Annotated in this window: 16 protein-coding genes; all 16 read left to right on the forward strand. The window is 63.5% G+C overall.

All coding sequences use genetic code 11. The annotated features are described in order from the left end of the window. Positions 1-39: 39 nt before the first annotated feature. Complete coding sequence (locus AC07ZS_RS00935) at positions 40-1659, forward strand: acyl-CoA carboxylase subunit beta (RefSeq protein ID WP_492439350.1); 1620 nt, start codon at positions 40-42, stop codon at positions 1657-1659. A gap of 8 nt (positions 1660-1667) precedes the next feature. Next, positions 1668-3629, forward strand: a complete 1962-nt coding sequence (locus AC07ZS_RS00940) for an acetyl-CoA carboxylase biotin carboxylase subunit (protein WP_056278457.1) — start codon at positions 1668-1670, stop codon at positions 3627-3629. Positions 3630-3684: 55 nt separating this feature from the next. After that, positions 3685-4860: an acyl-CoA dehydrogenase family protein gene (locus AC07ZS_RS00945; RefSeq protein ID WP_056278460.1), complete on the forward strand. Its 1176-nt coding sequence runs from the start codon at positions 3685-3687 to the stop codon at positions 4858-4860. Beyond that, a complete protein-coding gene (locus AC07ZS_RS00950) occupies positions 4857-6017 on the forward strand; it encodes an acyl-CoA dehydrogenase family protein (protein ID WP_492439352.1) in 1161 nt (386 codons plus the stop codon). The genes AC07ZS_RS00945 and AC07ZS_RS00950 overlap by 4 nt, the downstream gene beginning before the upstream one ends. Then, positions 5989-6957, forward strand: a complete 969-nt coding sequence (locus tag AC07ZS_RS00955) for an AAA family ATPase (protein WP_069047335.1) — start codon at positions 5989-5991, stop codon at positions 6955-6957. The genes AC07ZS_RS00950 and AC07ZS_RS00955 overlap by 29 nt, the downstream gene beginning before the upstream one ends. Beyond that, positions 6926-8395 (forward strand): vWA domain-containing protein, encoded by a 1470-nt coding sequence (locus AC07ZS_RS00960; protein WP_086124728.1) that lies wholly within the window; start codon positions 6926-6928, stop codon positions 8393-8395. Before AC07ZS_RS00955 ends, AC07ZS_RS00960 begins: the two co-directional genes overlap by 32 nt. A gap of 37 nt (positions 8396-8432) precedes the next feature. After that, complete coding sequence (locus tag AC07ZS_RS00965) at positions 8433-10073, forward strand: MBL fold metallo-hydrolase (RefSeq protein ID WP_492439355.1); 1641 nt, start codon at positions 8433-8435, stop codon at positions 10071-10073. Positions 10074-10111: 38 nt separating this feature from the next. After that, complete coding sequence (locus AC07ZS_RS00970) at positions 10112-10603, forward strand: PaaI family thioesterase (protein ID WP_082586013.1); 492 nt, start codon at positions 10112-10114, stop codon at positions 10601-10603. A 31-nt stretch (positions 10604-10634) separates the two neighbouring features. Next, entirely contained in the window at positions 10635-12416 is a 1782-nt protein-coding gene (locus tag AC07ZS_RS00975) for an acyclic terpene utilization AtuA family protein (protein WP_322315495.1), read from the forward strand. Positions 12417-12459: 43 nt separating this feature from the next. Next, on the forward strand, positions 12460-13653 hold the full coding sequence (locus tag AC07ZS_RS00980) for an acyl-CoA dehydrogenase family protein (RefSeq protein ID WP_056278480.1): 1194 nt from the start codon (positions 12460-12462) through the stop codon (positions 13651-13653). 144 nt (positions 13654-13797) lie between these two features. After that, positions 13798-14544, forward strand: a complete 747-nt coding sequence (locus AC07ZS_RS00985; protein ID WP_235501463.1) for a TetR/AcrR family transcriptional regulator — start codon at positions 13798-13800, stop codon at positions 14542-14544. Further along, positions 14511-14759, forward strand: a complete 249-nt coding sequence (locus tag AC07ZS_RS00990) for a hypothetical protein (RefSeq protein ID WP_492439358.1) — start codon at positions 14511-14513, stop codon at positions 14757-14759. The genes AC07ZS_RS00985 and AC07ZS_RS00990 overlap by 34 nt, the downstream gene beginning before the upstream one ends. A 451-nt stretch (positions 14760-15210) precedes the next feature. After that, positions 15211-15831: a glutathione S-transferase family protein gene (locus tag AC07ZS_RS00995; protein ID WP_056278490.1), complete on the forward strand. Its 621-nt coding sequence runs from the start codon at positions 15211-15213 to the stop codon at positions 15829-15831. Between the two features lie 41 nt (positions 15832-15872). Beyond that, entirely contained in the window at positions 15873-16541 is a 669-nt protein-coding gene (locus AC07ZS_RS01000) for a cupin domain-containing protein (RefSeq protein WP_056278601.1), read from the forward strand. 130 nt (positions 16542-16671) lie between these two features. Beyond that, positions 16672-17733 carry a flavin monoamine oxidase family protein gene (locus AC07ZS_RS01005; protein WP_492439361.1) on the forward strand — a complete coding sequence of 354 codons (1062 nt, stop codon included), beginning with the start codon at positions 16672-16674 and terminating at the stop codon, positions 17731-17733. Between the two features lie 34 nt (positions 17734-17767). Further along, positions 17768-18307, forward strand: a complete 540-nt coding sequence (locus tag AC07ZS_RS01010; RefSeq protein WP_200959415.1) for a TetR/AcrR family transcriptional regulator — start codon at positions 17768-17770, stop codon at positions 18305-18307. Positions 18308-18336: the final 29 nt, after the last annotated feature.

Genomic DNA, 18336 nt, shown 5'->3' on the forward strand with positions numbered 1-18336 from the left:
CCCCATTCGTTCACTGCGACCTTTCAGCGAGAACCGCCCATGCCCGCCATTCAAAGTCAAGTCGACCCGCAGTCAGAGAGCTTCCAGCGCGAGCGCGCACAGATGCTCGCGCTGATCGACAGTTTCCGCACGCTCGAAGACCGTGTGCGCAACACGTCGAACAGCCAAGAAGCCAAGTTCCGCGCCCGCAAACAGCTGCTGCCGCGTGAGCGCATCGCGCTGCTGCTCGACCGCGGCTCGTCGTGGCTGGAGTTTTCGACCCTGGCCGGCTTCAGGATGCACGACGACGACGGCGAGAAGAACGTGCTGGGGGGCGGGATCATCTGCGGCATCGGGGTGGTGTCGGGCATCCGTTGCGTGGTGATCGCATCCGACAGCGCGATCAAGGGCGGCACCATCACACCGATGGGCATGAAGAAGAGCCTTCGCGCCGAAGCCATCGCACTGGAGAACAAACTGCCAGTGGTGCGACTGGTCGAGTCCGGCGGCGCCAACCTGATGCATGTGGGCGAGGTGTTCATTGAAGGCGGCCGCGGCTTCGCCAACCAGGCGCGGCTATCGGCCAGGGGCATTCCACAGGTCTGCGTGATGCACGGCCACTCAACTGCCGGCGGCGCCTACCTTCCGGGCATGTCCGACTATGTGATCATGGTGCGCGGCCGTGCAAAGGCTTTCCTGGCCGGCCCACCCTTGCTAAAAGCCGCCACCGGCGAGATCGCCACCGACGAAGAGCTGGGCGGCGCCGAGATGCACTGTTCGATGTCGGGCGTGGCCGAGTACCTGGCCGAGGACGATGCGGACGGCATCCGCATCGCACGCGACATCTTGGCGCGGCTGCAGTGGAACGACCGCTTGCCGATGCGCGCGGTGAAGACCTGGAAAGAGCCGCGTTATCCGTTCGAGCAACTGGCGGGCGTGGTGCCGGTTGACTTTCGCCAGCCCTACGACATGCGCGAAGTGCTGGCGCGGGTGATCGACGACTCCGACTTCCTCGAATTCAAATCGTTGTACGGCTCCAGTACCGTGTGCGGCCATGGTGCCATCGAGGGATACCCTTGCGGCTTCATCGGCAACAACGGGCCCATTGATCCGCAAGGCGCCACCAAGGCGACCCAGTTCATCCAGTTGTGCTGCCAGTCGGGCACCCCGATCGTCTATCTGCAGAACACCACCGGCTTCATGGTCGGCAAGGATGTGGAGCAGGTCGGCATGATCAAGCATGGCGCCAAGATGATCCAGGCCGTGGCCAATGCCACCGTGCCGCAAATCACCGTGATGACAGGTGCCTCCTTCGGTGCCGGCAACTACGGCATGTGTGGCCGCGCCTACGATCCGCGCTTCGTGTTCGCCTGGCCCAACGCGCGGGTGGCTGTGATGGGCGGCGAGCAGGCCGCCACCGTGATGCGCATCGTCACCGAAGAAAAATTTGCCCGCACCGGCAAGGAGCCACCCGCCGAAACCATGGCCACCATGAAAAGCGAGATCCTGGCACGTTTTGACCTCGAATCGCATTCGCTGTTTGCCACCGCGCGCCTGTGGGACGACGGCATCATCGACCCGCGCGACACCCGCCGCGCGCTCGCCACCACCCTGGCGGTGTGTCGGGAAGCCGGGTTGCGGCCCTTGCTTTCGAACACCTTTGGCGTGGCACGGATGTGAGAACCCTGATGAACTTCACCAAAATCCTGATTGCCAACCGCGGCGAGATCGCCTGCCGGATCATCCGCACTGCCCAGGCGCTGGGCTACCGCACGGTGGCCGTTTACAGCGAAGCAGATGCCCAAGCGCTGCATGTTGCCCTGGCCGACGAGGCAGTGTGCATCGGCCCGGCGCCGGTACGGGAGAGCTACCTCAACGTTGCGGCGCTGCTGGCGGCGGCGCGCAGCACCGGTGCCGACGCGGTACACCCCGGCTACGGCTTCCTGTCCGAGAACGACGGCTTTGCGCAAGCTTGCCTGGACGCCGGGCTGGTGTTCATCGGCCCGGACCCGCAGGCCATCCTGAAAATGGGCAACAAGGCCGGCGCCAAACGCCTGATGCTGGCGGCGGGCGTGCCCTGCGTGCCGGGCTATCAGGGCACCGACCAGTCCGATGCCACGCTGCTCACGAAGGCTGCCGAGATCGGTTTCCCGATCATGGTCAAGGCGGCGGCGGGCGGTGGCGGGCGAGGCATGCGACTGGTCGAACACCCGCAAGACCTCGCGGTCGCCCTGGCCAGCGCCCGCTCGGAAGCAGGCAACGCCTTCGGCAGCGAAGAGCTCATCCTGGAGCGCGCGGTGATTGAGCCGCGCCATGTCGAAATCCAGGTCTTCGGCGACCAGCACGGCCACATCATCCACCTGGGCGAACGCGACTGCTCGATCCAGCGCCGGCACCAGAAGGTGTTCGAGGAAGCGCCCTCCCCGGCGGTCACGCCCCAGCTGCGCGAGCAAATGGGCGCGGCGGCGGTGGCGGCTGCGCGCACCGTGAACTACGTCGGCGCCGGCACGGTGGAGTTTCTGCTCGACAGCGAAGGGCGCTTCTACTTTCTGGAGATGAACACGCGGCTGCAGGTCGAACACCCGGTGACCGAGTGCATCACCGGGCTGGACCTGGTGGCCTGGCAGATCGCCGTGGCCCGTGGCGAGCACTTGCCGCTGACGCAGGAGCAAGTGCACTTGAACGGGCACGCCATCGAAGTGCGCCTGTACGCCGAAGATCCGTACAACGGCTTCCTGCCGCAAAGTGGCGATGTTGCGCTCTGGTGCCCGCCCACGGGCGAAGGCGTGCGCGTTGACCACGGCTTGGCATCAGGCCAGACCGTCAGCCCGCACTACGACCCCATGATCGCCAAAATCATTGTGCATGGCGCGACCCGCGACGAAGCCCGACGGCGCCTGATCGGTGCGCTGCAACGCACCCGCCTGCTCGGCCTGCCCCACAACCGTGCCTTCCTCGAAGCCGTGGCCAGCCACCCGGCCTTCGCCGCTGGCGAAACGACCACTGCCTTTATCGCCCAGCACTTCGGCGCTGCGGCGCTGGTGCGGCCCCAGCCCGACTCGCTGGCGCTGGCGCTGGCCGGCACGCTGTGGTTTGAAGCCAGCGCCACGCCGGTCGCAGCCGCGCCCTGGCGCTCCAGCGGACCGGCACGCTGGCCGATGCTGATCGGCGAGGGCGAACACCGCCATGCCGTGCACATCACGGTCACTGGCACCCACAGCTACACGCTCGAAGTGGGCGCGGCGCTGCACCACATCACCCTCAGCGGGCGCGAAGGCGAGTGCCTGCACCTGATCGCCGATGGCGTGCAGCAGCACGCGGCTGCGGTGTTTGCCGGCGGCGTGTTGCACTTGGAGCTGGGTGACCTGAGTGCCAGCTTTGAAGACCTGACCTATGACCCCCCGGCCGCGGCGGCAGGCAGTACGGAGTCACGCGTGCTCGCACCCATGAATGGACGGGTGCTGGCCGTTGACGTCCAACATGGCGACACGGTCACCAAGGGGCAACGCCTGGCGGTGCTCGAAGCCATGAAGATGGAGCATCAACTGCTGGCCCGTCGCGATGGCGTGGTGGACCAGGTAGCTGTGCGCGCTGGCGACCAGGTTGCCACGCGCGCATTGTTGGTGTCACTGGTCGAGCAGCCTGATTGAGGCGCGCACCGCTCGGCACGCGCGACACACGCCACATCCACGGAGAGTAAAACGCATGCCTGCCGAAACCCTGCCTGCCAAGAGTCCCTTCTATACGCCCGAGCATCTGGCGTTCCGCGACGCGATGCGCCGCTTCGTCGCCAGAGAAATCAGTCCGCACGTGGATGCCTGGGACGAAGCCGAGTCCTTTCCTGTCGCGTTGTACCGCAAGGCGGCCGAAATCGGCCTGCTGGGTCTGGGTTTTCCTGAAGCCTTCGGCGGCAACGACGGCGACCTGTTCATGACCATCATCGCCGCGCAGGAACTGGCGCGTTGCGGTGCTGGTGGTGTCCTGGCGAGTCTGCTGTCGCACACCATCGGCTGCCCGCCCATCGTCAACGTGGGCAGCGAGGCGCTGAAGCAGCGCGTCTTGCCGCCGGTGCTGCGGGGCGAGAAGATCAGCGCACTCGGCATCACCGAACCCTCCGGCGGCTCGGACGTGGCCAACCTCAAGACCACGGCGCGCAGGGATGGTGATCACTATGTCGTCAACGGCTCGAAAACGTTCATCACCTCCGGCATGCGCGCCGACTTCTACACCGTGGCGGTGCGCACTGGCGGGCCGGGGCCAGGCGGCGTGTCGCTGCTGCTGATCGAGAAAGGCACGCCCGGCTTTACGCAAACGCCTTTGAGAAAAATGGGCTGGTGGTGCTCCGACACCGCCGCCCTGTATTTCGACCATTGCCGCGTGCCAGTGGAGAACCTGGTGGGGGTGGAAAACCAGGGCTTCAAGGCCATCATGAAGAATTTCAACCGCGAGCGCATCTTTCTCGCCGCCGGCGCCAACGGCTTTGCCCGCGTCTGCCTGGACGAGGCGCTGGCCTGGTCGCGTGAGCGCGAGATGTTCGGCGGCCGCCTGATCGACCAGCAGGTCACCCGCCACAAACTCGCCGACATGGCCATGCGCGTCGAGGCGACCCAGGCCATGCTGGAATTGCTCGCCTGGCGCGTCGAACAGGGCGATACGCCGGTGGGCGAAATCTGCCTGCTGAAGAACCAGGCCACCCAGACCATGGCCTATTGCGCCAGCGAGGCGGTGCAACTGCACGGCGGCGCCGGTTTCATGCGCGGCGTCAAGGTGGAGCGCATTTACCGCGAAGTCAAGGTCAACGCCATCGGTGGCGGCGCCGAAGAGGTGATGCGCGACCTGGCGGCGCGCCAGCTCGGGTTTTACGCCGGAAGCCCTGGATGAAGTCCGCCGCCTCACCCACACAGCAAATGCCGCCTTCGGCGCTGCCCGAGGCCATGCGCCTGGCCTTGTCGGGCGCGCCAGCGCCTGACTGCGCGCACGGCTTCCCCCGTGCCTGGTGGCGTCATCTCGGCGCCAGCGGCCTGCTCGGTGTGGGCTTCGACAGCGACGGCGGGGCGCCCGTCACGGACGCCGTGCAGGTCAGCGCTGTGGCCGGCATCGTCGCCCGGGAATCCGCCAGCCTGGGTCTGGGCATGGCGTGGATGATGCAGCAGATGCTGGGACGCTTCGTGCTGGCGCCGAATCTGCGCAGCGACCGGCATCGTGCGCTGCTGCAATCCATGGCGCTTGGCGACACATTACTGGCACTCGCGATCTCCGAGCCCGGCACCGGCGCACACCCCAAACACCTGAGCTGCCGGGCGGTTCAGGACGGCAGCGACTGGCTCCTTGACGGCCACAAGGCCTTTGTCAGCAACGGCCCGGCCGCCGATGCCGTCATCGTGCTGGCCGTCAGCGGCGAACACGAGGGGCGCAAGCGCTTCGATGCTTTCGTCGTTGAGGTCAACACACCGGGCCTGACCCGCCAAGTGGACGACAAAGTGCGCGGACTGGCGCCGCTCGGCCATTGCGGCATGCAACTTTCCGGCTGCCGGGTGCCGGAAAGCCAGCGCCTGGGCGAGCCTGGACAGGCTTTCGACACCATCGCTCGGCCGCTGCGCGCGATCGAAGACGCCCTGCTGCTGGGCCCCATGCTCGGCGCCATGCAAGCCGAGCTGGATACCTTGGCGCGCTGGTTCCAAAGCGCCGCCCGGCCCCCTGGATTGACCCGGGACCTGGGTGGCTTGCAACTCGAACTCGATGCCCTCTCGCCCGTTGCACGTCATGCCGCCCAGCACCTGGACCAGCACGGACCCAACGAGGCGTTGGCGGCATTCAATCTGGGCGCGCGCCGCCTGCTTGATCGCTGGCAAGGCACCTGTGAATCCTTTGCCGCGGCCCTGGACGACCGTGAACCGACCCTGCTCAACCTGGCGCGCGATCTGCGCCTGGTGCAGGGCATAGCCCGCGGCATCGCCGAATCCCGACAACTTCAAACCGGCGAAAAAATGCTGCTCTCCAAGGAACCCCGTGAAAACACTACACCAACCCCACTTTGACTCCATCGATGGCCTGGCGCAGCGGCTGGCTGCGGTCGACTACATTGCCAGCCGCGAAATCGCCACCTCGGTCTATCTGGGCTTCAATCTGGAAAAGCCGATCCTTGTCGAAGGCCCGGCCGGCGTCGGCAAGACCGAACTGGCCAAGGGCATGGCCGAGATTCTCGACGTGCCCCTGATCCGCATGCAGTGTTACGAAGGCCTGGACGAATCCAAGGCCTTGTACGAGTGGAAATACGGCAAGCAATTGCTCTATACGCAACTCCTCAAGGACAAACTGGGGGAGATGATGCAAGGCGCGGTGGGACTCGCGGCCTCCATCGAGCGGCTGCATGCGCACGACGATCTGTTCTTTTCCGAGCACTTTCTTGAGCCGCGCCCGCTCTATCAGGCCTTGCACCAGGAGCGCGGCTGCGTGCTGTTGGTGGACGAGGTTGACAAGTCCGACCCCGAGTTCGAGGCTTTCCTGCTCGAAGTGCTGTCCGACTTTCAGGTCTCGGTGCCCGAACTCGGCACCATCAAGGCCAAGGTAAAGCCCATCGTTTTTCTCACCAGCAACAACACGCGCGAGATGAGCGACGCGCTCAAGCGCCGCTGCCTGCACTTGCACATTCCATTCCCCGAGGCGAAGCTGGAGCGGCGCATTCTGGAGCGCCGCGTGCCAGGCCTGTCGGAAACACTGAACCGCGAACTGGTCGCTTTCATTCAGGCGGTGCGGCAGATGGACCTGAAAAAGCAGCCCTCGGTCAGCGAGACCATCGACTGGGCCAAAACGCTGCTGCTGCTGCACGCCGAACACTTGAGCCTGGACATGGTGAAGGGCACGCTCAGTGTCTTCCTCAAGTTCGAGCAGGACATCGCCTCGGCCAGCGAGCAACTGCCGGCCCTGCTGCAACAAGCGCGCAAGGATGCGGAGATTCCCCGTGCAAGCCACGCTTGAGGATTTCTTCAAGGCGCTGCGCGGCAGCGACCTCGAGATCAGCCTCAACGCCCAGGTCGATGCGGCGCGCGCCGTGGCGCTGGTCGGCTGGAGCGACCGCACCCTCCTGAAAAGCGCACTGGGCACGACACTGGCGAAAACCACCCCGGATCGCGCCCTGTACGACGAGGCCTTTGACCGCTTCTTCCGTTTCAATTCCTTCGAAAACATGGCCGCGCAAGGCAGTCCGGCCAAGCCCTCCTTCAGGCCCGACACCGACCCCAACGCCAACCCCGCTTCAGACGCCATGGCCGCGCAAGACCTGCCGGACCCAGCCCAAAACAAACAGACCGCAACCGGTTCCGGTGGGCCGGGCGGCTGTCAGGGCAGCGGTGGCCAGGCCTTGTCGCAGTTGTTGCTGTCGGGTGACTCTGCGGCACTGGCAAAGCGCATGCAGGAAGCCGCGCGCGAGGTGGGCCTGACCGACATCTGGTTTTTCACCCAAAAAGGCTACTACACCCAAAAGATCCAGCAGGCCATGGGGCTGGAGCTGCTGGACCGCGAAATCTCTGACGCCAAACGCCAGACGCTGGCGCCCGAGCGTGCCAAAGACCTCGAACGGATGCGCAAGAAATTGTTCGAGGAGGTGCGCAATTTTGTCGAACGCAAACTCGCGCTCTACGGCACGGCACCGACGCGCCAGTTGCACGACGACTTCCTGCAATCGCAAAAGCTCTCCAACATCGAAAAGCGTGATTTCGCGCGCATGCACGTCATCGTCAGCAAAATCGCCAAGCGACTGGCCGATCGCCACTCGCGGCGCAAGAAGAAGCGGGTGCGCGGCCAGCTCGACTTTCGCAAGACCCTGCGCAAAAACGCTGCCTACGATGGCGTAATGTTCGAGACCTTCTGGCGCTCCAAAGTGGTGGACCGGCCACGCGTGGTGGCGATCTGCGACGTCAGCGGCTCGGTGCGCCAGTACGCGCGTTTTTTGTTGCTGTTCCTGCACAGTCTGGGTGAGCAGGTGAGCGACCTGCGCAGCTTCGCTTTCACCAACCACCTGGTCGAGGTGAGCGACACCTTTGAGTCGCTGCCGGTCGAACAGGCGGTCGACAAAGTGATGCAGGCGGTGGGCGGCAGTGGCACCGACTATGGGCAGACGCTGCTCGACATCGAGGCGCAGTTGCTCGAGGACATCGATCGCCGCACCACCGTGCTGATTCTCGGCGACGCGCGCAACAACCGCGGTCAAGCCCAGGCTCAAGTCATGCAACTGCTCTACCAGCGCGCGCGCCGGGTCATCTGGCTCAACCCCGAGCCGGTGTCGTTCTGGGGCCTGGGCGATTCGGAGATGAAGCGCTACGCCCCTTATTGCCACATCGCGCGCGAATGCAATTCCCTCGCACACCTGGAAAGCACGCTCGACGCCTTGCTGCGCACCCACTCTGCCAGCGCGTGAAGCCCAAACCCACATCCTCGCTCAACAGACACTGCCCATGGTCCGCTCCACATTGCAGCTCCACCCCCACAGAGAGCCGGTCACCGCGCACCCGGCCGCCACCCTGCTGCTGCTGCGTGATGGTGCGCTTGGCGTCGAAGTGTTGATGACCCGGCGCTCGCCAAAAGCCAGCTTCTTGCCTGGCGCCTATGTTTTCCCCGGCGGGCGAGTGGACGCTGACGACCACCAGGCGCATACACTGGCACGCGCCCCCAACGCGGGCGGACGCTACCGCACGGCAGCACTGGCTGCACTGAGGGAAACCTTCGAGGAATTGGGCATCCTGCTGGCGGTGCAGGCCGATGACAAGCCCATCACCCGCACCCACCTTCAAGCGCTGGACCGCAGTGAAGCGCTGTACCCGCAACTGCAAAGCCAGGGCTGGTCACTAACGCTCGATCGGGCGCGCATGCTGGCCTGCTGGACCACCGATCGCAGCGTGCCCAAGCGTTTCAACACCGCCTTCTTCGTTGCGCTGATGCCCGACCAGCAGGAGCCGGTGGCCGACGAAATGGAACAGTTCGAGCCCGTCTGGGTCAGGCCCGAGGATGCGCTGACGAAACACCAAGCCGGCAACTTTTTCATGATCTTTCCAACCATCCGCACCCTGCACTGGTTGGCGGATTTCGAGCAAGCCGAGCAGGCCCTGGCGGCCTGTACCGAAGACGTGCCACTGTGGAACTCCTGCCCTCGGGGTGGTCTGGTCAGCGGTCAACTTCAGCGTTTCATGGAGCATGAAGCGCCGTACGGCGAACTCGCGCTGGTCTGCCCGGACGGCCAGCTCGAGCACCCGCTGGACTGGCAACACGAGCGGCCGGTGCCCTTGTTGCGGCACCTGCATCGTCTCACCGCCCCCAACGCCAGCATCATGACCGGCCCCGGCACCAACAGCTACATCCTTGGAGACGCGTCCAGCGGCTACATCGTCATTGATCCGGGCCCCTTGCTGAACGACCATATCGAGCGCCTGCTCGCTTTCACGGCAGGCCAGATCACGGCCATCGTCTGCACCCACTCGCACCCGGACCACTCCCCCGCCGCGCAGCCGCTGGCCCAGGCCTGCGCCCGCCTGGCAGGCCATACTCCGCCGGTGCTGGGCCTGGCTTGCGCCGCCACTGCCCGCTCCACGGCTGTCTTCGCCCCCGACCGAGCTCTGGCCGACGGCGAGCGCCTGATGCTGCACGATGGCGAGCACAAAAGCACCCTGCGCGTGGTCCATACACCAGGGCACGCAGCCAACCACCTCTGCCTCATCCTCGAAGAAGACGGTCTGCTGTTTTCGGGCGACCACATCCTCAGCGGAAGTACCACCATCATCGACCCGCCCGATGGCGACATGAGCGCCTATCTCGATTCGCTGGACCGCCTGGCGCAGATCTGCGAGAAGGACGGTATCGAGTTCATCCTGCCGGCGCACGGTCACGTCATTGGCTGGGCGGCGCAGTCCATTGCGCAGCTAAAGGCGCACCGCCTGCGGCGCGAGGCCAGGGTGCTAGCGGCCATGCGCGCCGTCCCGCAAGGCGGCTTGGACGACTGGCTAACTCTGGCCTATGACGACACCCCCGCAGCGCTCTGGCCACTGGCGCGCCGTTCGTTGGCGGCCCATGTGCAACGCATCGAGCAACTGGCGATGCTTTGAACCCCATACGCTTTTTAGACAGCCCACAGGAGCTCAATATGAATACCAACGCCCCCAACCTTGACCGCATCGCAGCTTGCAAGCAAGGCTGGAACGACAGCCCTTTTCTGAAGGCGCAAGGGCTTGAAGTTGAAGAAACAGCTGTAGGCCGAGCTGTTGTACGACTTCCTAAGGCCCTTCCCACCCAACGCGGCGGCGGCGGTTCGGACACCGTGCTCAATGGCGGCGTCATCTCCTATATGTTCGACGGTGCGCTTGGCTGGGCCATCATCTCCTCGCTGCTGGCCATGCCCGAGGCGTCCGACATTGATCCCTTCGAGCTTCGCCAGTTCACGATCAACCTCGACATCACCTTCCTCAATGCCGCCGTGGGCGATAGCTTCGAAGCACGCGGCAAGGTGGTGCGCATCAGCCGCACGACGGCATTTGCCGAAGGGGAGTTCCTGGATGCCAATGGCACAGTTTGCGCCACCGCCAAGGGTATCTGGCGCGTGTTCTGGCCGCGCAGTATTGCATCCACCCCGCGCTGACCCCGCTCCCCCGAATAACCCGGAGACATCCATGAAAAAAATAACCCTTCGTATTGGCAGCGCCTCGGGCTTCTGGGGCGACTCCGAGTTCGCCGCCGCCCAACTGGTGCAGCGCGGCAACATCGACGTCCTGGTGTTCGACTACTTGGCCGAAATCACCATGTCGCTGCTCAGCCGCGCCAAGGCCAAAGACCCGGCACAGGGCTATGCACCGGATTTCGTGACCACCCTCCAGCCCCTGATGAAGGAACTGAAGTCGCGCGGCATCAAGGTCATTGCCAACGCGGGCGGTGTCAACCCGTCCGCCTGTCGCGCCGCGCTGGTGGCAGCAGCCCAGGCCGAAGGTGTCGATCTGAACATCGCCGCCGTGCTGGGCGACGACCTGATGCCCCAGGTTGAGGCCCTGCGCTCGGCCAACACCCAAGAGATGTTCGCGGGCAGCCCCTTTCCACAAAAAGTCATGAGCGCCAACGCCTATCTGGGCGCCTTCCCGATCGCCGCGGCGCTCGATGCCGGCGCCGACGTCGTGGTCACTGGCCGCTGCGTCGACAGCGCGGTCACACTGGCGCCGCTTATCCATGCCTTTGGCTGGACCGCCGCCGACCACGATCTGCTCGCGCAGGGCAGCCTGGCTGGTCACCTGATCGAGTGCGGCACGCAGGCCACCGGCGGCAACTACACTGACTGGGATTCGGTGCCGGGCTGGGACGACATGGGCTTTCCCATCGCCGAGTGCCGCGCCGACGGCAGCTTCGTCATCACCAAGCCCGAAGGCACTGGCGGGCTGGTCTGCCACTCCACGGTGGGCGAGCAGATGCTCTATGAAATCGGCGACCCGCGCGCCTACATCCTGCCCGATGTGGTGTGCGACTTCACCAGCGTCACGCTGACGCAGATCGGCCCCGACCGCGTCGAGGTCAAGGGCGCGCGCGGCCTCCCGCCGACCGATCAGGCCAAAGTCAGCGTCACCTACGCCGACGGCTTTCGGGCCATGAGCTTGTTCATGATCGGCGGCATCAATGCCGGCGCCAAGGGGCAGCGCGTCGGCGCCGCAATGCTGGCGCGCATGCGGCGACACTATGCACAGCGCGGTTGGCCCGACTTCACCGAAACTTGTGTCGAGGCCATCGGCGCTGAAGACACCTACGGCCCCCACGCTCGGCCCGATGCGCGCGAAGTGATGCTCAAGGTCGGCGTGCGCCACCCGGTCAAGGACGCACTCGAACTGTTTTCGCGCGAAGTGGCGCCGATGGCCCTGATGTCGGCCCCGGCCATCACGGGCTTCACCGGTGGTCGACCCAAGGTGCAACCGGTGGTTCGGCTGTTTTCCTGCCTGATCCCCAAGACCCAGCTGGCCGCGAGCATCGACATGGGCGACAAGACCGTGGCGGCACCGCCATGGCACGGCCAGGCGTTTGATCCGGCGACCCTGCCCCAGGTCGGCGGCCCGCTGCCTGCCGCCGACGCCTATGCGCGCGGCACGCGCATAGTGCCGCTGGTGAAGCTGGCCTGGGGCCGCAGCGGCGACAAGGGCGACGCCGCCAACATCGGCGTCCTGGCGCGTCAACCCGGCTACCTGCCTTTCATCCGCGCCGCCCTGACCGAGCAGGCCGTGGCGGCCTGGTTCGCCCACCTCGTCAAGGGCAGCGTGCAGCGCTTTGACCTGCCCGGCACGCACGCGCTGAACTTTCTGATGCACGAAGCCCTGGGCGGCGGCGGCATCGCTTCGGTTCGCATGGACTCGCAGGGCAAAGCCTTTGCGCAGATGCTGCTCGATTTTCCAGTCCCGATCCCAGCCGACTTGGCACTTTGACAACTTTCGCCCCTGCCCCCAATCCAAGACAGAGAAATACACCATGAACACCTCGGCCACTACCGCGATAGCCAACACGGCTTCCACCGCCTTGAGCGCGCGTATCCGCGACGTGCAGGAAGCCACCCGCGGCGTCACCACCCTGTACCCGCGCAGCTACATCCTCCAGTGCATCAAGGAAGATCGCTTCCCCGACGAGCTGTGGCAAAAGCTCGGCGAGTTCGGCCTGCTCGGCCTGTCCGTCCCGGAAGAGTATGGCGGCTCCGGAGGCGGCGTACTGGAGATCACCGCGCTCAATGAAGCGCTGGCTTTGGCCGGCGTGCCCACGCTGTTCCTGGTCGTCACAGGGCTGGGCCGGGTACCGATCATGCGCCACGGCACACCCGAGCAGATCAGGAAATACGTCACGCCGACTTGCACCGGCGAGAAGAAGTTGTGTTTTGCCATCACCGAGCCCAATGCCGGCACCAACAGCTTTGCCATGACCACACTGGCCACACCGGACGGCGATGGCTGGGTGCTCAATGGCCAGAAGGTCTTCATTTCTGGCGCGCGCGATGCCGACTACATGCTGGTGATCGCTCGCACCACCAAGGCAGGCGAGGTGAAGCATCGCACCGACGGCATCTCGCTGTTCGTGCTTGACATGAAAACGCCCGGAATCCAGCTGACGCAACTCAACATCCAGGTCGAAACCGCCGAGCGCCAGTACATGGTGTTCTTTGACAACGTCAAGCTGCCCGCCGACGCACTGATCGGCGAAGCCGGCAAGGGCGCCAAGCTGATGTTCGAAGGCCTGAACTCGGAGCGCCTGCTGGCCGCTGGAGCCGCAATCGGCTTGGGCGACTATGCGCTGGCCAAGGCGGTAGCCTATTCGAAGGAGCGTAAGCCCTTCGGCAAGCCAATTGGCTCCTACCAGGCACTGCAGCACCGTATGGCGCAGGCCAAGGCGCAGATCGAGGCAGCGCGGCTGATGACCTACAACGCCGCCGAGCGCTTCGACGCCGGCGAGGATGCTGGTGCCCACGCCAACATGGCCAAGCTGCTGGGCTCGCAAGCGGCGGTGGCCGCCGTAGAGGCCGCGCTGCAAACCCACGGCGGCTACGGATTCGACCGCGACTACGACATCATCACGTTGTGGCCCATGGTGCGCCTGCTGGAAATCGCGCCCATCAACAACGAGATGCTGCTCAACTACATCGGCGAACATGTATTGGGCTTGCCTAAGTCATACTGAGCCGATGGCCGTCATCCCCGGTACCGACCACCCAGACCGAGACCGATGTTCGCAATACGGTCGAGGCCTCCGTCCGCCGTTTTCGGGGTCGCCTGAGCTTTCGACCCGACATCATTGGCAGGCCTCGCTACTCGTTTTCGGATGATGTGTGCCGTGCGCTCCCTCCCCACTTTCGAAGCAGCCAAGCGGCCGCGAGGCCGCCCACGCAAGACGCCGCAGGAGCGAAATGAAGGCAATCGCCGCCAAGATGTCGTCAAGGCCGCGGCCAAACTGTTTCGACGCTACGGCTTCAACGGCACGAGCACGCGCGACATCGCCTGCGCCGTCGGCATGCATTCCGGATCACTGTTTTGTCACTTCAAAAGCAAGGATGCGCTATTGCATGAAGTGATTCAGGAAGGCATGCGCAGCGCGATGGCGCGCCAGATGATCGTGCTACTTGCCGAGCATGACGCTGTGACCACGCTGCGGCAATTGATCCGATCGCATTTCGAAACGATTCTGGGACCAAACAGCGACTTCATGCATGTGGTGCTCTACGAGTCGCGCTACCTCAATGCTATGCAACACAAAGTCATCGCGAAGCTGCAAGGTGAATACGAAGCGACATGGACGTCCGTGCTCCAAGAGCTCTCGCTGACTGGCTGCTTGCAGGTCGAGGTTCCGGTTGCGCGCCATTTGATCTTTGGTGTGCTGAACGGGTCAGCGCAGTGGTTCAAGTCTGAAATGGGAATCTCGATTGATGACCTGACCGACGCAGTGGTGGCCCTGTGCATACACGTCCCCCCGGCAAAGCCGGACTTGATGTTGAACGCGCCTTTGGGCGTCAGGCGGTGTATCCGGACGACGCCAACACCGTGGCCGATCTGCCCAGCCAGGCCGAACTCGTGAAGTACAAGAGCCAGGGCATCAACATCATGGCGCCGCCGGTCTTCGCCCTGCTGAGCACCGACACTTCAGAGTGGATCGCGCCCTCGCAGTACGCGCGAAACGCCCGCTCGGCCGGTCTGGACATCATTGCCTGGACCCTGGAGCGCTCGGGTCTGCTGGCCGATGGCGACAACGGCCTGTATTACCAGACGTTCGATTCGGCCATCAAGACCTAAGGCGACATGATGCGTGTGCTCGACGTGCTCGTCCGCGAGGCGGGTGTGATTGGCGTTTTCTCGGACTGGCCAGCCACGACTACGTCCTACGCGAACTACTCCAATCAGCGGTAGTCTTCATTGGCGCCCGGCGTTCTTCTCCATGGCGGAGATACGGCATGACTGTCGGCCGCAACCACCACAACAAGGTGGAGACAAGAAGATCGCGCCATGACACTACCTGAAAGCGAGTCACAGTCGTAGAGCCGAACAGCGCAGAAGGTGTTCCACTTGACGTCGCTGGGTCGCGCTGATCCTGCCGATCATGTGAATGTCGCGAACGGTTCAGCTCAGCTGAAGCAGCGAATTTCGCTTGGTCCTGGGGCCTGTTTGTAAAGCCGCACATAAGAATTGACAACCTACTGATAGGTAGTACAATGGCGCGTTACAAAAATCGTCAATAGAACACTCAATGAAAATCTACGACATCAAAGGCTTTCCAAACCCACTGCGAGTCCGCATCGCTCTGGCAGAAAAGGATGCAACGGACAAGGTTGAATTCGTCCCAGTGGATGTGATGAGCGGCGAGCACCGCTGCGATGCTTTCAAAGCGAAAAATCCGGATGCTACCGTGCCCCTGCTGGAGCTTGACGACGGCACCTGTATCGCCCAGTGCAACGCCATCACTGAATATATCGATGGCGTTTTCGATGGTCCTTCCCTAACCGGCGCAACCCCAAAGGAGCGTGCCCGCATCACGATGATGAATCTGCGGGCAGAAAACGGTTTGATGAACGCGGTCGGCGCCTATTTCCATCACGCTACTCCCGGCCTTGGTCCGGATCTGGAGACCTGGCAATGCGCCGAATGGGGCAACAAGCAGAGGGAAGTTGCTAGCGCTACCATGGCCTATCTGGATAGCGTTCTGTCGGAAAATGAGTTTCTCGCAGGCGACAACTTCTCTATCGCTGACATCACTGCCTTTGCGGGTCTGGCGTTTGCGGATTTCGCCAAGGTTGAAATCCCCGAGTCCCTGGTCAATCTCCATGCTTGGCGTGCAAAGGTTGCAGCCCGTCCTTCGATTGCCGGTTAATGCGCGATCTCCGGGTTGTAGGGGTCAAAGGAGTGGGTTTCATGGAGATCAACGCAGATTTTTCCAAGCGTGTTGTGGTGCATTCGCGCGAGTTGGAATGGCGACCCTCGCCCATGAAGGGGGTAGAGCGGCGCATGCTGGACCGAATTGGGGGCGAAGTTGCCCGCGCCACGACCATCGTGCGGTATGCGCCGGACAGCAAGTTCTCGGCACATACCCATACGGGGGGCGAGGAGTTCATCGTGCTCGATGGAGTGTTTCAAGACGAGCACGGTGATTTTCCTGTCGGCACCTATGTGCGCAACCCCCCAACGACGTCCCATACGCCAGGCTCTGACGAGGGATGCACGATCTTTGTGAAATTATGGCAATTCGACATGGCGGATCGCACACAGTTTCGCAAGGACATGGAAGCCGAACTGGGCACCCCGGTGGATGGCATTGCCAGCGCAATGCTATATGAGGACCATCGTGAGACCGTCAGTTACAGCAGGCTTGAGGCGGGCGCAACTCTGAAGTCTGAGGTGTCCGGCGGGATAGAGCTGCTGGTGATAAACGGCGCTCTCACCGTGGAAGGCGAGATACTGGGAAAGCACACTTGGCTGCGCCTGCCCGAAGGCCAAAGCTTGTCCGCGATGGCGACGGGCGATGGCGCGAAAATCTGGATGAAGACAGGACACCTGCCATTTGCCAAAGCACCCGCTGCTTAGCCATGGCTACGGCAGATTCCCCGGCAGAGCTTACAGCACCACCGCTACCGACCCGCGGGTGTCTATCGTGACGACTGTGTGGCCAACAAAGACGAATCGGTTGTCCTTCGCTGGCGAGGTGTCTTGAGCGATGCTGACCGATACCCTGATCATCGGTGGTGGCCTGTCCGGGCTGGCCTTGGCTGCAAAGCTTGCTGCACAAGGCCGCGATTTCCTTTTGGTCGAGGCGCGTGACCGCTTGGGCGGTCGCATCCTGACCGTGCGCGAGGGTGCCGCTCATTTTGATCTGGGTCCCACGTGGTTTTGGCCAGGACAACCCAGGATCGCAGCGCTCACCGAACGCTTAGGGCTGTCCCGGTTCGATCAGTTCTGTCAGGGCGATGTGATCTTCGAGAATGAGCAGGGCCGTGTTCATCGTGGACGAGGGTATGCCTCAACGCAGGGGGCCTGGCGGCTGGAGGGGGGGTTGGGCGCCTTGATCGCGGCCCTTGAGAATGAGGTTCCGGCGCAACGACGCCGTGTTTCGACAACGATCCGTATGCTAACCCGGGCAGCACCGGGGATCATCGCAACGTCTGAGGATGGCGTGAGCATCCAGGCACGGCGGGTGGTTCTGGCCCTGCCCCCGCGCATGGCCGTAAGAATGTCCTTTACGCCGACGCTGCCAATCGCTGCGTTGACAGAGCTGGAGGGAATCGCAACCTGGATGGCAGGCCATGCCAAGGCCGTGGCTGTCTATGATCGGCCTTTTTGGCTTGAGGCTGGCCTTTCCGGTGATGCCATGAGTCGTCATGGTCCGGTGGTCGAAATCCATGATGCCAGCCCGGCCTCAGGCGGGCCTTATGCCCTTTTCGGGTTCATCGGCGTGCCGCCCAGGGCGCGATCCGACCAACAGGCCCTGCGCCGACAGATACAGGCCCAGTTGATCCGTCTGTTCGGACCAGAAGCCGCCACACCAAGTATTCTGTGTCTCAAGGACTGGGCTTATGACCGCTTGACAGCGACCGAACTGGACGGACAGGCGCCACATGTCAACTCGCAATACGGTTTGCCCCGCGTTCTCAATGGACTTTGGGATGGCGATTTGATCCTTGCCGGGACCGAGGTGGCGCCTAAATTCGGAGGATACCTTGAGGGGGCGCTGGAAGCATCGGAGCTGGCGCTGGCAAACCTAGGACACATAGAAAGGTGAAATGACAACGAACAGAGACACCAGAGTCGCCCTGATGGATTTTGCTGAACACGCAGCCCGGTCACGGGGTTTCGACGGCTTCAGCTATGGCGATATGGCAGAGGCGATCGGCATTCGAAAAGCGTCGATCCACCACCATTTTCCGACCAAGGCCAATCTTTCCGAAGCATTGATCGAGCGATATCAGACCAACCTGCAGCATCGCCTGGCCGAGATCGAAGCAACCCACGCCACCGCCGGTGCACGCCTCAAGGCCCTGATTGCCCTGTACCGAGCAGCCCTGGATGATGGCCGCACCGTTTGTCTGTGCGTTGCCTTTTCAACCAGCCGGGAAAGCTTGTCTGAAGTGGTCATCGCCAAAGTCAGCGCCGTCCGCGCAATGATCCTGCAATGGATCACTGCGACGTTCGAACTCGGCCAAAGGGACGGGTCCATATCGGCAATCCTTGATCCGGCATACGAGGCGCCCGCGACCCTGGCCATGCTGGAAGGTGCCCATCTCGCAGCGCGTACTGAAGAGGACCTTGTTGCGTTTGACGTCGCAACCCGACTGCTGAACGCCCGTTGTCAGTAGCTTTGGTCCAGTTCGTGCGCTTTTATTGG

The sequence above is a fragment of the Hydrogenophaga sp. GW456-12-10-14-TSB4 genome, assembly GCF_059424305.1.

Bases quoted from the DNA above. Each gene is read 5' to 3' on its own strand.
- AC07ZS_RS00935 (WP_492439350.1), top strand. From the start codon at position 40: ATGCCCGCCATTCAAAGTCAAGTCGACCCGCAGTCAGAGAGCTTCCAG.
- AC07ZS_RS00940 (WP_056278457.1), top strand. From the start codon at position 1,668: ATGAACTTCACCAAAATCCTGATTGCCAACCGCGGCGAGATCGCCTGC.
- AC07ZS_RS00945 (WP_056278460.1), top strand. From the start codon at position 3,685: ATGCCTGCCGAAACCCTGCCTGCCAAGAGTCCCTTCTATACGCCCGAG.
- AC07ZS_RS00950 (WP_492439352.1), top strand. From the start codon at position 4,857: ATGAAGTCCGCCGCCTCACCCACACAGCAAATGCCGCCTTCGGCGCTG.
- AC07ZS_RS00960 (WP_086124728.1), top strand. From the start codon at position 6,926: ATGCGGAGATTCCCCGTGCAAGCCACGCTTGAGGATTTCTTCAAGGCG.
- AC07ZS_RS00965 (WP_492439355.1), top strand. From the start codon at position 8,433: ATGGTCCGCTCCACATTGCAGCTCCACCCCCACAGAGAGCCGGTCACC.
- AC07ZS_RS00970 (WP_082586013.1), top strand. From the start codon at position 10,112: ATGAATACCAACGCCCCCAACCTTGACCGCATCGCAGCTTGCAAGCAA.
- AC07ZS_RS00975 (WP_322315495.1), top strand. From the start codon at position 10,635: ATGAAAAAAATAACCCTTCGTATTGGCAGCGCCTCGGGCTTCTGGGGC.
- AC07ZS_RS00980 (WP_056278480.1), top strand. From the start codon at position 12,460: ATGAACACCTCGGCCACTACCGCGATAGCCAACACGGCTTCCACCGCC.
- AC07ZS_RS00985 (WP_235501463.1), top strand. From the start codon at position 13,798: ATGTGTGCCGTGCGCTCCCTCCCCACTTTCGAAGCAGCCAAGCGGCCG.
- AC07ZS_RS00995 (WP_056278490.1), top strand. From the start codon at position 15,211: ATGAAAATCTACGACATCAAAGGCTTTCCAAACCCACTGCGAGTCCGC.
- AC07ZS_RS01000 (WP_056278601.1), top strand. From the start codon at position 15,873: ATGGAGATCAACGCAGATTTTTCCAAGCGTGTTGTGGTGCATTCGCGC.
- AC07ZS_RS01005 (WP_492439361.1), top strand. From the start codon at position 16,672: ATGCTGACCGATACCCTGATCATCGGTGGTGGCCTGTCCGGGCTGGCC.
- AC07ZS_RS01010 (WP_200959415.1), top strand. From the start codon at position 17,768: ATGGATTTTGCTGAACACGCAGCCCGGTCACGGGGTTTCGACGGCTTC.